Source organism: Streptomyces sp. NRRL B-24085, from assembly GCF_001282115.1.
In the GTDB taxonomy this organism is placed as follows: Bacteria; Actinomycetota; Actinomycetes; order Streptomycetales; family Streptomycetaceae; genus Streptomyces.
This window is the reverse complement of sequence record NZ_LJBR01000015.1, coordinates 17,731-33,135: the sequence shown is the minus strand read 5'-3', so window position 1 is coordinate 33,135 and position 15,405 is coordinate 17,731. Positions and strand designations below refer to the sequence as shown.

The window sequence follows — 15,405 nt, the reverse complement described above, 5'->3', positions numbered from 1 at the left end:
TCAAACACCGGTTTTCCGGACGATGAATTGCGGCAGGAACAGGAATTCATCGACGGGCTGTACGCACACGTGGACGCCCTGCGCGGCCACACCGAGGCCTCCGTCACGGACGCGCTCGCCCAGGGCAACACCCCCATGCAGGCCCGGCTGGAGCGGGACATCCTGGTCGCCGAGCGCTCGGGGCTGCTGGCCGCGCTGAACGCGGTGGACGGCTCCCTCTGCTTCGGCCGGATCGACCTCACCTCGGGCACCACCCACCACATCGGCCGGATCGGACTGCGCACCGACGACGCCGACCGCACCCCGATCCTCATCGACTGGCGGGCGGACGTCGCCCGCCCCTTCTACCTGGCCACCGGCCACACCCCGATGGGCCTGCGCCGCCGCCGGCACATCGGCACCGAGGGCCGCCGGGTGACCGACCTGCACGACGAGATCCTCGACCTGGGCGACCAGGAACGCACCGGCCACGAGGACCCGACGGGCGACGCGGTCCTGCTCGCCGCGCTCAACTCCGCGCGCACCGGCCGCATGAGCGACATCGTGCAGACCATCCAGGCCGAGCAGGACGAGATCATCCGCGCACCGCACCGCGGGGTGCTGGTGGTCGAGGGCGGACCCGGCACCGGCAAGACGGCCGTCGCCCTGCACCGGGCCGCGTACCTCCTGTACGAGCACCGGGAGCTGCTGGCCAAGCGGGCCGTGCTGATCGTCGGCCCCAACCCCGCCTTCCTCGGCTACATCGGCGAGGTGCTGCCCTCGCTGGGCGAGACCGGAGTGCTCCTCGCGACGGTCGGGGAGCTCTTCCCCGGGGTGCGGGCGACGGCGACCGACAGCCGGGCCGCGGCCGCGGTGAAGGGGCGCGCCGCCATGGCGGACGTCCTCGCCGACGTCGTACGCGACTGGCAGGCGCTGCCCGACCCGGTGATCGCGATCGAGCACGACCGCGAGGTCCTCATGCTCGACGACGGCCTGGTCAAGGTCGCCCGCGAGAAGACGCGCGCCGCCCGGCTGCCGCACAACGTCGCCCGTGAGCACTTCGAGGGGCACATCCTGAACACGCTCACCGACATGGTCGCCGAACGCATCGGCACGGACCCGTTCGACGGCACGAACCTGCTGGACCCGAGCGACATCACCCAGATCCGCGACGAACTCGCCGAGAACCCCGAGGTCTGGGCCGCCATCGACCAGCTGTGGCCGCGCCTGACCCCGCAGCGGCTGGTCGCCGACTTCCTCGCCGACCCGGTCGGCTACCTCCCCGACGAGGACGCGGCCGCCATCCGCCGCCCGGTGACCCGCGGCTGGACCGTGGCGGACGTGCCCCTGCTCGACGAGGCGGCCGAACTCCTCGGTGTGGACGAGCGGTCGGCGCGGGCCCGGGCCGAGCGCGAGCGCGAGACCCAGGTCGCCTACGCGCAGGGCGTGCTCGACGTGTCGTACGCCTCGCGCACCTACGAGTTCGACGACAAGGACGAGGAGGACTCCGAGGTCCTGTCCGCGCACGACATCATCGACGCCGAGCGGTTCGCCGAGCGGCAGGAGGAGGACGACCACCGCAGCGCCGCCGAGCGCGCGGCGGCCGACCGCACCTGGGCGTTCGGGCACATCATCGTCGACGAGGCGCAGGAACTGTCACCGATGGCCTGGCGGTTGCTCATGCGGCGCAGCCCGACCCGCTCGATGACCCTGGTCGGCGACCCGGCGCAGACCGCGGAGGCGGCGGGCGTGGGCTCGTGGCAGCAGATCCTTCAGCCGTACGTCCAGGACCGCTGGGAACACGCGAGGCTCGGCGTCAACTACCGCACCCCGGCCGAGATCATGGAGCTCGCGGCGGCCGTCGTACGCGCCGAGGACCCCGGCTTCGAACCCCCGAGTTCGGTCCGTTCCACCGGTGTACGGCCCTGGGTGCGCGCCACCGACGACCTGCCCGGCGCGGTCGCGGAGGCGGTGGAGGAGCTGACCCCCGCCGAGGGTCGGCTCGCGGTCATCGCCCCGCGCCATCTGCACCGCAGGCTCGCGGCCCGGCTCGACGGCGTCACGGCGGGCGCGGAACCGGACCTGACGCGGACCGTCGTCCTCCTGGACCCCCGCCAGTCGAAGGGACTCGAGTTCGACTCGGTCCTCGTGGTCGAGCCGGCCCTGTACGGCACGAGCGACCTGTACGTGGCCCTGACCCGGGCGACCCAGCGCCTGGGGGTACTGCACACGGGCCGCCTGCCGAAGGCGCTGGCCACCACCTGAGCGGCAGGTGTCACTTCGGTTCTCACGATGGCGCCCGACGTGCCGGAGCGGACCCCCGCGGGTCCGCTCCGGTGTCCTCGGTCAGGCCGGCCGCAGCCACACCGTGGCCAGGGGTGGCAAGGTGAGCTGGATGCTGGCCGGGCGGCCGTGCCAGCCCTGGGGGTCCGGTTTGATCACGTCCGGGTTGGTGACGTCACCGCCGCCGTACCGGGCGCCGTCCGTGTTCAGGGTCTCCAGCCAGGCCGGGACGTCGTCCGGGGCGCCCAGGCGGTAACCGGGGCGGACCACGGGGGCGAGGTTGGAGACCGACAGCAGGGGGGATCCGTCGGCGTCGTAGCGCAGGAAGGCGAAGACGTTGTCCTCGGCGGCGTCGCCGACGATCCACTGGAAGCCCGAGGGGTCCGTGTCGCGCTGCCAGAGGGCCGGGGTGTGGCGGTACACGCTGTTCAGGTCGCGGACCAGGTCACGGACGCCGCGGTGGTCCCCCTCCGCGCCGTACGCCGGATCCAGCAGCCACCAGTCCGGGCCGTGCGCCTCGGACCACTCCGCGCCCTGGGCGAACTCCTGCCCCATGAACAGGAGTTGCTTGCCGGGGTGCGCCCACATGAAGGCCAGGTAGGCGCGGAGGTTGGCGCGCTGCTGCCACCAGTCGCCCGGCATCTTCGACACCAGTGAGCGTTTGCCGTGGACGACCTCGTCGTGGGAGATCGGCAGGACGTAGTTCTCGCTGTACGCGTACACCATCGAGAACGTCATCTCGTGGTGGTGGTACTTGCGGTGCACCGGCTCGTGGGCCATGTAGTCCAGCGAGTCGTGCATCCAGCCCATGTTCCACTTCAGGCCGAAGCCGAGACCGCCGAAGCCCCCGGGGCCCATGTGGTGCGTCGCGCGCGTCACGCCGTCCCACGCCGTCGACTCCTCCGCGATCGTCACCACGCCCGGGACCCGCCGGTACACCGTCGCGTTCATCTCCTGGAGGAAGTCCACCGCGTCCAGGTTCTCCCGGCCGCCGTGCACGTTCGGGACCCACTGGCCCGGCTCGCGCGAGTAGTCGAGGTAGAGCATCGAGGCGACCGCGTCGACGCGCAGCCCGTCGATGTGGAACTCCTCGCACCAGTAGATGGCGTTCGCCACCAGGAAGTTGCGCACCTCCCGGCGCCCGTAGTCGAACTCCAGCGTCCCCCAGTCGGGGTGGGCCGAGCGCAGCGGGTCCTCGTGCTCGTACAGGGGCCGGCCGTCGAACTCGGCGAGCGCCCAGTCGTCGCGCGGGAAGTGCGCCGGCACCCAGTCCATCAGGACACCGATGCCGGCCTGGTGGAGGGCGTCGACGAGGTACTTGAAGTCGTCGGGGGTGCCGAGGCGTGCCGTGGGTGCGTAGAACCCGGTGACCTGGTAGCCCCAGGAGCCGCCGAAGGGGTGCTCGGCCACCGGCATCAGCTCGACGTGGGTGAAGCCCAGGTCCTTGACGTACGCGGGGAGCTGCTCCGCGAGTTGACGGTACGTCAGGCCCGGTCGCCAGGACGGCAGATGGATCTCGTAGACCGAGAAGGGGGCCTCGTGGGCCGGGGCTCCGGCCGCCCGGTTCGCCAGCCACTCCTGGTCCTGCCACTCGTGGTGCGAGGCGTGGATGATCGAGGAGGTGTTCGGCGGGACCTCCGTGCGGCGGGCCAGCGGGTCCGCGCGCAGGGTCTTGGAGCCGTCGGCGCGGGTGATCTCGAACTTGTACAGCTCACCCTCGCCGACACCGGGCACGAACAGCTCCCACACCCCGGTGCCACCGAGCGAGCGCATCGCGAACGCCGAGGGGTCCCAGAAGTTGAAGGTGCCGGCCACCCGTACCCCGCGCGCGTTCGGCGCCCACACCGTGAAGCGGGTCCCCGCCACCCCCTGGTGGGTCATGGGCTGCGCGCCCAGCGCCGTCCACAGCTGCTCGTGCCGGCCCTCGCCGATCAGATGCAGGTCGAGGTCGCCGAGCGCGGGCAGGAAGGCGTACGCGTCCTCGGTGTCCTGGACCGTCTCCGCGTACGTGATGAGCAGCCGGTAGGAGGGGACCTCCCGCAGCGGCAGCAGACCGGAGAAGAAGCCGTCGCCGTCGTCGTGCAGTTCGGCCCGTACCTCCTCGGCCACGACCGTGACGGCCAGAGCGTACGGACGGAACACCCGGAAGGCCACCCCGCCGGGCACCGGGTGCGCGCCGAGCACGCCGTGCGGGTCGTGGTGCGTGGCGGAGAGCAGCCGCTCCCGGTCACCGGCGTCCAGGGCGGGCGAGACGGGTGTCTCCGGCGGCTGGACCGCGGCGGGGGCGGCCGTCTCCGCCACCGCGGCCGGCTCCACGAGGTTCCCGGCGGCCACCGTCGGCGGTGCCGTCTTCTCGGCGGCCACCTCCGCCACCGCGGACTTCTTCGCAGCGGTCTTCTTCACGGCTGTCCTCTGGGCCGCTGTCTTCTTCGCGGGGGCCTTCTTCGCCGCGGCCTTCTTCGCGGCCGCCTTCTTCACGACAGACGTGTCGACGGCGGCCTCCCTGACCAGCGCCTTCTTGGCCACGGCCTTTCCGGCACCCGTCTTCTTCGCCGCGGCCTTCCCGCCGCCGCTCCTCTTGGCCACGGCCTTGACGGCGTCGGCCGCCTCGGCGCCGACCTTCTCGGCGCCGGCTTTCACGGCCCGGGCCGTTTCCGCCGCCGCGGCGCCGACACCGGTCTTCCCGGTGCCCGCCTTCTTCGCGGGTGCCTTCCTGGCCACCGGCTCCGCCTTCTTCGCCGACGCCTTCTTCGTCACTGTCTTCTCCGCGGCCTTCTTCTGCGCAGTCTTCTTCGGGTCCGAACCGCTGGGGGTGGGCGGAGTCACGAGGTGGAGCCTCCTCGGCGGGAGTCGGGTCGGTCAGATCAGGTCGGTCGTGGCGTACCGCGCGACCGCGGCCATCGGCACCTGGAGCCAGTCCGGCCGGTGCCGGGCCTCGTAGACGACCTCGTAGATCGCCTTGTCGGTCTCGTACGCGCGCAGCAGCACCGGATCGGTCCGCGGGTCCACACCGCTGACCTCGGCGTATCCGGAGCAGTACGCGGCCCGGCAGGCATCGGCCCAGCCCGGTACCGGCAGGTCGGTGGAGTGTGCCGCGTAGTCGAAGGAGCGCAGCATCCCGGCGACGTCCCGGGCCGTGGGCTGCGGCAGCCGGCGTTCGGCGAGCGGTTTGGACGGCTCGCCCTCGAAGTCGATCAGCGACCAGTGCCCGGCGGCCGAGCGCAGGCACTGTCCGAGGTGGAGGTCGCCGTGGATGCGCTGGGCGGTCCAGGTGCCGCCCTCGGCGGCGAGATCGCCCAGCGCGGTGAACGCGGAACGCAGCCCGGGCGCGTGCGGGCGGAGTGCGGGCACCGCCTGGACGGCCGCCTCCAGCCGTTCGATCATGCCGTCGACCAGCGGTTGCATCTGCTGGTGGCCCAGCGTCACGGTCGGCAGGGCCCGCGCGAGCGCGGTGTGCACCTCGGCGGTGGCCCGCCCGAGCGCGTGCGCCTCGGCACTGAAGTCCTCGCCCTTGGCGAGTTCCCGCAGGGCCAGCTCCCAGCCGTCCGAGGCGCCCTGCACGAAGGGCTGGAGCACGCCGAGGGTGTACGGCTCGCCCGCCAGCTCCGCCCGCAGCCACCCCGTCGGCGCGGGCACCCGGGGGCAGCCCTCGCGTGCCAGCGCCAGCGGCAGCTCCAGGTCGGGGTTGACGCCGGGCACGACCCGGCGCAGGAGTTTCAGGATGAACGTATCTCCGTAGACGATCGACGAGTTCGACTGCTCGGCGGTCATCACCCGGGCCACCAGGCCCTCCCGTATCTCCTGGTGCGGGTCCCGCTCGAAACGCAGCCCGCCGATCCGGCTCCCGGAGCGGATCGCCTCCAGGAGCAGTTCGGCGGGCAGCGGGTCGTGGAGGGCGTCGTACGCGGTACGGCCGGTGAGCGGGCCCTCCTCGACATGGCCGATCAGCGCGGGCGCCAGCCGGGGCGGCAGCGCCTCGCGCACGCCTATGAGGAGCTGGTAGCAGTCGCCGGGGTGCGGCGGGGCGCCCACGGCGAGCGGCTGGTGGGCCCGGACCAGCAGGTGGTACAGGCCGAGCTTGGCGGTGGGCGGCAGCAGCTCGGTGACCGCCACCAGGGAGAAACCGGTGACCGGGCGTCCCTTGCCCGCGAACCAGCGCTGCCGTGGCAGCCACTCGCGCAGGAGTGGATCGAGGGAGGCGAGGATGCCTGTACTTGTCGTGGCGGTACGGGTCACGGCTTCCGACATGGTGGCGTCCTTTCCCCGGGCTGGCTGGTCGGGGTGCTACTGATGCGTGCCCCGGGCGGGCCGGTGGAAACGCCCCGCCCGGGGTCCTCGTCGGCTACGCGGCGTCCTTGCGGAGCCGGAACCAGTAGAAACCGTGCCCGCCGAGGGTCAGCAGGTACGGCAGATCACCGATGGCCGGGAAGCGCACCCCGCCGAACAGCTCGACCGGGTGCCGTCCGTTGAAGGCGCTCAGGTCCAGTTCCGTGGGCTGCGCGAACCGGGAGAAGTTGTGGACGCACAGGACCAGGTCGTCCTCGTACTCCCGCAGGAAGGCCAGCACCGCCGGGTTCGAGGACGGCAGCTCGGTGTAGGAGCCGAGACCGAACGCGGGGTTCTGCTTGCGGATCTCGATCATCCGGCGGGTCCAGTGCAGCAACGACGAGGGCGACGCCATCGACGCCTCGACGTTGGTGACCTGGTAGCCGTGGACCGGGTCCATGATGGTCGGCAGATAGAGCCGCCCGGGGTCACAGGAGGAAAATCCCGCGTTACGGTCCGGTGTCCACTGCATCGGGGTGCGGACGGCGTCGCGGTCGCCGAGCCAGATGTTGTCGCCCATGCCGATCTCGTCGCCGTAGTAGAGGATCGGCGAGCCGGGCAGGGACAGCAGGAGAGCCGTGAACAGCTCGATCTGGTTGCGGTCGTTGTCGAGGAGCGGGGCGAGCCGGCGGCGGATGCCGATGTTGGCGCGCATACGCGGGTCCTTCGCGTACTCGGCCCACATGTAGTCGCGTTCCTCGTCGGTGACCATTTCGAGGGTCAGCTCGTCGTGGTTGCGCAGGAAGATGCCCCACTGGCAGTTCTGCGGGATGGCCGGGGTCTTGGCCAGGATCTCCGAGACGGGGTAGCGGGACTCGCGGCGCACCGCCATGAAGATGCGGGGCATGACCGGGAAGTGGAAGGCCATGTGGCACTCGTCGCCGCCGGACTCGTAGTCGCCGAAGTAGTCGACGACGTCCTCCGGCCACTGGTTCGCCTCCGCCAGGATCACCGTGTCCGGGTAGGACGCGTCGATCTCCTTGCGGACCCGCTTGAGGAACTCATGGGTTGCCGGAAGGTTTTCGCAGTTGGTGCCCTCCTCCTGGTACAGGTACGGCACCGCGTCCAGCCGGAAGCCGTCGATGCCCAGGTCCAGCCAGAACCGCAGGGCGGAGATCATCTCCTCCTGGACGGCCGGGTTCTCGTAGTTGAGGTCCGGCTGGTGGGAGAAGAAGCGGTGCCAGAAGTACTGCTTGCGGACCGGGTCGAAGGTCCAGTTGGAGGCCTCGGTGTCGACGAAGATGATCCGCGCGTCCTGGAACTGCTTGTCGTCGTCCGCCCACACGTAGTAGTCGCCGTAGGGGCCGTCGGGGTCCTTGCGGGACTCCTGGAACCACGGGTGCTGGTCGCTGGTGTGGTTCATGACGAAGTCGATGATCACGCGCATGCCGCGCTGGTGGGCGGCGTCGACGAACTCCACGAAGTCGGCGAGGTCACCGAACTCCGGCAGCACGGCGGTGTAGTCCGAGACGTCGTACCCGCCGTCTCTGAGCGGTGACTTGAAGAAGGGCGGCAGCCACAGGCAGTCGATGCCCAGCCACTGGAGGTAGTCCAGTTTGGCGGTCAGGCCCTTGAGGTCGCCGATGCCGTCGCCGTTGCTGTCCTGGAAGGAGCGGACCAGGACCTCGTAGAAGACGGCCCGCTTGAACCAGTCCGGGTCCCGGTCCTTGGCGGGGGTGTCCTCGAAGGTGTCGTGGACGGGCTCGTTGACGATCATGTTGTGGGTGACCCTCCGATCTGCGGGGTGGACGGTCGCAGGACGGTGCTGTGCTCACCCGGGGGATGACCCCCGGACCCCCGGCCGACCACGAGGACATGTGCCCCGCCCGGCTGTAGACGCACGTAGTTCGCCCTGCCCCAGTGATAGGTCTCGCCGGTGAGCTCGTCGCGCACCGGCACCGACTCGTGCCAGTCCAGGCCGAGTTGCGGCATGTCCAACGAGACCGTCGCCTCCTGGGTGTGGTGCGGGTCGAGGTTCACGACCACCAGAACCGTGTTCGAGCCGCTCCGCTTCGAGTACACGATCACCTCGTCCTTGTCGGCGTGGTGGAAGTGCAGGTCGCGCAGCTGCCGTAGGGCCGGGTTCTCCCGCCTGGTGGTGTTGAGCTGGGTGATCAGGGGGGCGAGGGAGTCGGGGGTGTCCCAGTCGCGGGTCTTGAGCTGGTACTTCTCCGAGTCGAGGTACTCCTCGCTGCCCTCGCGCAGCGGGGTGTTCTCGGCGAGTTCGTAGCCGGAGTAGATGCCCCAGGTCGGCGAGAGCGTCGCGGCCAGCACCGCGCGCAGCGCGAACGCGTTCCGGCCGCCGTGCTGGAGGAAGGCGTGCAGGATGTCGGGGGTGTTGGCGAAGAAGTTCGGCCGCATGTAGGAGGCCGCCTCACCCGAGAGCTCCGTCAGGTACTCGGTCAGCTCCTCCTTGGTGTTGCGCCAGGTGAAGTAGGTGTACGACTGCTGGAAACCGATCTGCGCCAGGGTGTGCATCATCGCCGGCCGCGTGAACGCCTCCGCAAGGAAGATCACATCCGGGTCGGTGGCGTTGATGTCGGCGATCACCCGCTCCCAGAACACCACCGGCTTGGTGTGCGGGTTGTCCACCCTGAAGATCCGCACCCCGTGACCCATCCAGTGCCGCAGCACCCTGCAGGTCTCCGCGATCAGCCCCTCCAGATCCGCGTCGAAGGCGATCGGATAGATGTCCTGGTACTTCTTCGGCGGGTTCTCCGCATACGCGATCGTCCCGTCCGGGCGGTGGTGGAACCACTCCGGATGCTTGTGCACCCACGGATGGTCCGGCGAGCACTGCAACGCGAAGTCCAGCGCGATCTCCAGACCCTGCTCGGCCGCCTGCTGCACGAACCAGTCGAAGTCCTCGATCGTGCCCAGATCCGGGTGGACGGCGTCGTGCCCGCCCTCCGGCGAGCCGATCGCCCACGGCACCCCCACGTCCTCGGGCCCGGCGGAGAGCGTGTTGTTGCGGCCCTTGCGAAACGTCGTCCCGATCGGATGGATCGGCGGCAGGTACACCACGTCGAAGCCCATCGCCGCGATCGCCGGCAACCGGCGCGCCGCCGTACGGAACGTGCCGTGCGGCCGCTCCGGGGTGCCCTCCGACCGCGGGAAGAACTCGTACCACGACCCGAACAACGCCCGCTCCCGCTCCACCAGCAGCGGCAACGACTCCGACGCCGTGATCAACTCCCGCAGCGGATAGCGCTCCAGCACCGCGTCCACCTCGGGCGTCAGCGCGGCGGCGAGGCGGGCGGCGGCCGGCCGGCTCTCGTCGCGGAGGGCGCGGACGGCCGCCAGGATCACGCCGTTGCGCCCGTCGTCGGGGACACCGGCCGCGGCCCGTTCGTAGAGGCGGGCGCCCTCCTCCAGGACCAGCTCGGTGTCCATGCCGGCCGGGATCTTGATCTGGGCGTGGTGCCGCCAGGTGGTGACGGGATCGCCCCAGGCCTCGACGGTGAAGCTCCACAGCCCGGGTGCGCCCGCGGTGACGGTGGCACCCCAGCGGTCGGTGCCCGGGGCCAGTTCCCGCATCGGGGTCCAGGGTCCGGCGCGGCCTTCCGGATCCTTCAGTACGACATTGGCGGCGACCGCGTCATGCCCCTCACGGAACACGGTGGCCGAGATCTCGAACGTCTCGCCGGTGACCGCCTTGGCGGGCCGGCGTCCGCGCTGGACGACCGGGCGGACGTCGAGGACGGGTATGCGCCCGACGGCCGTAGCCGGTCCCGCCTGCGCGGAGGGTCGCTCCTGAGGCGGTGGTCCGGGGTCGGCGGGGCGCGTGGTGGATGCGTCGGTGCTGGTCGTCAGGGGTGCTGACGAGTGGTGCGTGGCGGGCATGACCGCTCCTGTCCGCGTCAACTTCGGGTGGGCGGATGGCTGTGGGGAGGGGCTCCTGCGTGGCGTACCGGTGAAGCTGTCCGTGCTGTGTACCGCAGGAGCCTTCCCACCCTATTCGGGTGGGCAATCCGGCACTTTGCTAACTACTCACGCGTATGTCTTTACACAAAACCGGTCCTGTTCTGGCCGAACGGGACCGGTTTGCGGACGCTTCCCCTAGGAGCCGGGCACCTGGAGCAGCTTGTCCGGCGAACCGGGTCCCCGACCGGACACCTTCCCGGTGGCCGCCAGTTTCACCAGGACTTTGCCGACCTGTGCCGGAGTAGCCCTCGGGTGGTCGGCCAGGTACAGTGCGGCCGCCCCCGCCGCGTGCGGTGCCGCCATCGACGTGCCCGAATACGTCGCCCTGGCGGTGTCGCCGGTGATGCCCGCCGAGGTGATCGAGACTCCCGGGGCGAACAGGTCGAGGGCCGAGCCGTAGTTGGAGAAGCCCGCCCGCCGGTCGGCGGTGTCGGTCGCCCCGACCGTGATCGCCTGGGGTACGCCCGCGGGCGAGTAGAGACCGGCGGGCAGTCGGTCGTTGCCCGCGGCGACCGTGTAGGTCACCCCGGACGCGATGGAGGTGCGTACGGCGGCGTCCAGCGGGGCGCTGTGGGCGCCGCCCAGGCTGAGGTTGGCGACCGCCGGTTTCCGCGCGTGCTTCGTCACCCACTCGACACCGGCGATGACCTGCGCGGTCGTACCCGATCCGGCGTTGTCGAGGACGCGTACGGCCACCACCTCGGCCTTCTTGGCGACGCCGTACCCGGTGCCCGCGACGGTGGCCGCCACGTGGGTGCCGTGGCCGTTGCCGTCGCCGGCCGACCGGTCGCCGCCGACGAAGTCCCAGCCGTAGTGCGCCCGCCCCCCGAAGTCCCGGTGCGAGATCCGGATGCCGGTGTCGATCACGTACACCGTCGTCCCGGCGCCCGCGGACCGCGGCCAGGTGTAGGACCTGTCCAGCGGCCGCCTCGGCTGGTCGACACGGTCGAGGCCCCAGGACGGCGGGTTCCTGCGGGTGCCCTCCAGGGTCACCCGGGTGTCCTGGACGACCGAGGCGACCCGGGCGTCCGCGGCGAGCCGCCGGGCCTGTCTCTCGTCGGCCCGGATCGCGTAGCCGTTGAGTACCGTGCCGTAGGTATGGCTGATTCTCGCCCCGTACTTCTCGGCTAGGTCCTTTCCGGCCGCCGACCGGGCCTCCGTTCCCCCCTGGAGCGTCACCAGGTAACTCCCGCTGACGGAACCGGCCACTCCGGCGCCGAGTATCCGCCCCTCCGGTACGGCGTGCGCGGGCAGGGAGATGGCCGAAAGCGCGACGGCACAGCTCACCGCGGTCAGGCTCCCCACCCGGCGCAGACGCCGGTCTCGCGTCCGTGCCATGACTTGAGTTCCCCTCCTCAACACGGCGTACGGCAGCCGTGGTCCGCCGGATGAACCCGGCGTCGGCGGGTACGCCCTGGGAAAGCCTTTCGTGCGGGGTGAAGTACCACAAGGACGCCTGAGGGGGTGTAATCGGCCATATCGGCTATGGGGGACGTGGTGCGGTTGCGGCGATTTCCGGACTGTTCGATGCGGAACGGCTTGGCGGCGACACGGCCTTCTGCCGACAAGTGCGCCGTGGTGACGAGCCCTCCGCACGGTTACCGTCGAGGCTGAAGACGGGACGCACACCGCCGTGCGTCCCACTCCGCTTGCTCGCCGAGGTGGAATGTGAAGGCGATCCGTCGATTCACCGTCCGACCCGTACTCCCCGATGCCCTGCGGCCCCTGAGCGACCTCGCGCGCAATCTGCGCTGGTCCTGGCACGCGGAGACCCGCGATCTGTTCCAGTCCGTCGATCCCGAGCACTGGGCCGCGTCGGGCGGTGATCCCGTACGGCTGCTCGGCAGCGTGCGCCCCGCCCGGCTCGCCGAGCTCGCCGAGGACCACCGCTTCCTGCGCCGGCTCACCGCCGTCGCCGACGACCTCCACGACTACGTCACCGGTCAGCGCTGGTACCAGGCCCACACCGGTGAACTCCCCGCCGCCGTCGCCTACTTCTCGCCCGAGTTCGGCATCACGGCCGCGCTGCCGCAGTACTCCGGCGGTCTGGGAATCCTGGCGGGCGACCATCTGAAGGCCGCCAGTGACCTGGGCGTACCGCTGATCGGCGTGGGTCTGCTGTACCGCCACGGCTACTTCCGCCAGTCGCTGTCCCGGGACGGCTGGCAGCAGGAGCACTACCCGGTCCTGGACCCCAACGAGCTGCCGGTGGCGCTGCTGCGGGAGGCCGACGGCACCCCGGCCCAGGTGTCGCTGGCCCTGCCCGGCGGCCGGCAGTTGCACGCCCGGATCTGGCTCGCCCAGGTCGGCCGCGTGCCCCTGCTGATGCTGGACTCAGACGTCGAGGAGAACGACCTCGGCGAACGCGGGGTGACCGACCGGTTGTACGGCGGCGGCAGCGAACACCGGCTGTTGCAGGAGATGCTCCTCGGCATAGGGGGCGTGCGCGCGGTACGGACGTACTGCCGGCTGACCGGCCACGCCGAACCCGAGGTCTTCCACACCAACGAGGGGCACGCCGGGTTCCTCGGTCTGGAGCGCATCGCCGAACTCTGCGACCAGGGGCTGGACTTCGACGCCGGTCTGGAGGCGGTCCGGGCGGGAACCGTGTTCACCACGCACACCCCCGTCCCGGCCGGCATCGACCGCTTCGACCGGGAACTGGTCGCCCGGCACTTCGGCCCCGACGCCGAGCTCCCGCGCATGGACGTGGGCCGCATCCTCGCCCTCGGCATGGAGACCTACCCGGGCGGCGAACCCAACCTCTTCAACATGGCGGTGATGGGCCTGCGGCTGGCCCAACGCGCCAACGGGGTCTCCCTGTTGCACGGACAGGTCAGCCGGGAGATGTTCTCCGGACTCTGGCCGGGATTCGATCCGGAGGAGGTGCCGATCACCTCCGTGACCAACGGGGTGCACGCGCCGACCTGGGTGGCGCCCGAGGTGTTCCGGCTCGGGGCCCGGCAGATCGGCGCCCAGCGCACCGAGGACGCGCTGACCGTCGGCGGCTCGGACCGCTGGGACGCCGTGGGGGACATCCCCGACCAGGACATCTGGGATCTGCGCCGCTCACTGCGCGAGCAGCTGGTGCTGGAGGTGCGGGACCGGCTGCGCGCCTCCTGGCGGCAACGGGGTGCCGGTACCGCGGAGTTGGGCTGGATCGACGGGGTGCTGGACCCCGACGTCCTCACCATCGGATTCGCCCGCCGCGTCCCGTCGTACAAGCGGCTCACCCTCATGCTCCGCGACCGCGACCGGCTGATGGACCTGCTGCTGCACCCCGAACGGCCGATCCAGATCGTGGTCGCGGGCAAGGCGCACCCGGCGGACGACGGCGGCAAGCGGCTGGTCCAGGAGCTGGTGCGGTTCGCCGACGACCCGCGGGTCCGCCACCGGATCGTCTTCCTGCCCGACTACGGCATGGCGATGGCGCAGAAGCTGTACCCGGGCTGCGACATCTGGCTCAACAACCCGCTGCGCCCCCTGGAGGCGTGCGGTACCTCGGGGATGAAGGCGGCGCTGAACGGCTGCCTGAACCTCTCCGTCCTCGACGGCTGGTGGGACGAGTGGTTCCAGCCCGACTTCGGCTGGGCGATCCCGAGCGCCGACGGCGTGGGCACCGACCCCGACCGCCGCGACGACATAGAGGCCGACGCCCTCTACGACCTCCTGGAACAGCGGGTGACCCCGCGCTTCTACGAGCGGGGCCAGGGCGGCCTGCCCGACCGCTGGATCGAGATGGTCCGCCAGACGCTCACCCTGCTGGGCCCGAAGGTCCTGGCCGGCCGCATGGTCCGGGAGTACGTGGAACGCCTCTACGCCCCCGCGGCGCACGCCCACCGCGCGATGGGCCCGGACGCGGCGCGCGAGCTGGCGGAGTGGAAGGCCAGGGTGCGGGCGCAGTGGCAGGGCGTGACGGTCGACCACGTGGAGACCACGGCCGCGACGACCACGGCCGAACTCGGCACCACACTGGGCCTGCGGGTCCGTGTCGGCCTCGGCGACCTCGGCCCCGACGACGTGGAGGTCCAGGCGGTCTCCGGCCGCGTGGACGAGGAGGACCGCATCGCGGACGCGGCGACGGTCCCGCTGAAGCCGGTGGGCGGCCCGGACCAGGAGGGCCGCTGGGTGTACGAGGGCCCCCTGTCCCTGGACCGCACGGGCCCCTTCGGCTACACGGTCCGCATCCTCCCCTCCCACCGCCTCCTGGCCTCGGCCACGGAACTGGGAATGGTGACGGTGCCGTCGGAGGACGTGGTGGAGGGGGCGGGGGTGCTGATGCGGTGAGCGGTGCGGGGCGCGGGCCGGGCCGCTGCGCTCAGCCCGCGTCCTCTCCGCCGCACAGCCTGCGCAGGACGGACCCGCACCGCCGTGCGTAGGCGTGCTGGAGTCCCCGGGTCGCCGCACCCCCCGCCCGGGAGTACCACTTCGCGCCCTTGCTGAAGGCGGAGACCGTCAGCCATACCGTGCCGTCGCCCGTGCGGTCGACGACGAAGGACTCCTCGCCGCATTCGGGGTGGCCGGTCAGGGTGCCGTAGGCCCAGCCCGCGCGGCGGTGTTCCTCGACCGTCCAGACGACTCGGCACGGAGCCTTGATGACGCCGGCCAGGGTGACCGTGACGTCCACGTCGGGGGCCGCGCGGTCCGCGGTGGCGTCTATGCCGACGCCCAGGGCGCGGTGCATCTCCCAGGTCAGGACCGCCTCGGAGGCCTTCCGGAAGACGTCGTGGCCCTCGCCTATGCGCGTGCGGACGTGCAGGGGGTGGAAGCCGGGCGGGCAGAAGCCGCTCCGCCGGGTGGCGCCGACGTCGTCGTACGTGAAGGACATGGGACCCAAGAGTAGGGCGGTACCCGGGAATGCCTTCGTCCCGGGTACCGCCCGTTCAGCCACTC

8 protein-coding genes are annotated in these 15,405 nt (G+C 71.2%); 2 read left to right on the top strand and 6 right to left on the bottom strand.

The features are described from left to right. The first annotated feature begins 27 nt into the window (after positions 1 to 27). Positions 28 to 2,244 (top strand): HelD family protein, encoded by a 2,217-nt coding sequence (locus AOJ26_RS01925; protein ID WP_053846385.1) that lies wholly within the window; start codon positions 28 to 30, stop codon positions 2,242 to 2,244. Between the two features lie 81 nt (positions 2,245 to 2,325). Here AOJ26_RS01925 and glgB read toward each other — a convergent pair whose 3' ends face one another. The 5 genes from glgB to AOJ26_RS01900 all read right to left on the bottom strand — a co-directional run bounded on the left by glgB (position 2,326) and on the right by AOJ26_RS01900 (position 11,850). Beyond that, entirely contained in the window at positions 2,326 to 5,088 is a 2,763-nt protein-coding gene (glgB, locus tag AOJ26_RS01920) for a 1,4-alpha-glucan branching enzyme (RefSeq protein WP_078959699.1), read from the bottom strand. Between the two features lie 33 nt (positions 5,089 to 5,121). Beyond that, positions 5,122 to 6,510, bottom strand: coding sequence for a maltokinase N-terminal cap-like domain-containing protein (locus AOJ26_RS01915; protein WP_053846384.1), 1,389 nt, complete (start codon positions 6,508 to 6,510; stop codon positions 5,122 to 5,124). Positions 6,511 to 6,604: 94 nt separating this feature from the next. Beyond that, the gene (treS, locus tag AOJ26_RS01910) at positions 6,605 to 8,305 is read right to left on the bottom strand and encodes a maltose alpha-D-glucosyltransferase (RefSeq protein ID WP_053846383.1); all 1,701 of its coding nucleotides are present in this window, start codon (positions 8,303 to 8,305) and stop codon (positions 6,605 to 6,607) included. Further along, positions 8,302 to 10,431 carry an alpha-1,4-glucan--maltose-1-phosphate maltosyltransferase gene (locus tag AOJ26_RS01905; protein ID WP_053846382.1) on the bottom strand — a complete coding sequence of 710 codons (2,130 nt, stop codon included), beginning with the start codon at positions 10,429 to 10,431 and terminating at the stop codon, positions 8,302 to 8,304. The genes treS and AOJ26_RS01905 overlap by 4 nt, the downstream gene beginning before the upstream one ends. A 216-nt stretch (positions 10,432 to 10,647) precedes the next feature. Then, positions 10,648 to 11,850 carry a S8 family peptidase gene (locus AOJ26_RS01900; RefSeq protein WP_053846381.1) on the bottom strand — a complete coding sequence of 401 codons (1,203 nt, stop codon included), beginning with the start codon at positions 11,848 to 11,850 and terminating at the stop codon, positions 10,648 to 10,650. A gap of 330 nt (positions 11,851 to 12,180) precedes the next feature. Here AOJ26_RS01900 and AOJ26_RS01895 point away from each other — a divergent pair, with 330 nt between their 5' ends. Then, the gene (locus AOJ26_RS01895) at positions 12,181 to 14,799 is read left to right on the top strand and encodes a glycosyltransferase family 1 protein (protein ID WP_053846380.1); all 2,619 of its coding nucleotides are present in this window, start codon (positions 12,181 to 12,183) and stop codon (positions 14,797 to 14,799) included. Positions 14,800 to 14,830: 31 nt separating this feature from the next. Here AOJ26_RS01895 and AOJ26_RS01890 read toward each other — a convergent pair whose 3' ends face one another. Further along, positions 14,831 to 15,340, bottom strand: a complete 510-nt coding sequence (locus tag AOJ26_RS01890) for a DUF1990 domain-containing protein (RefSeq protein WP_053846379.1) — start codon at positions 15,338 to 15,340, stop codon at positions 14,831 to 14,833. Positions 15,341 to 15,405: the final 65 nt, after the last annotated feature.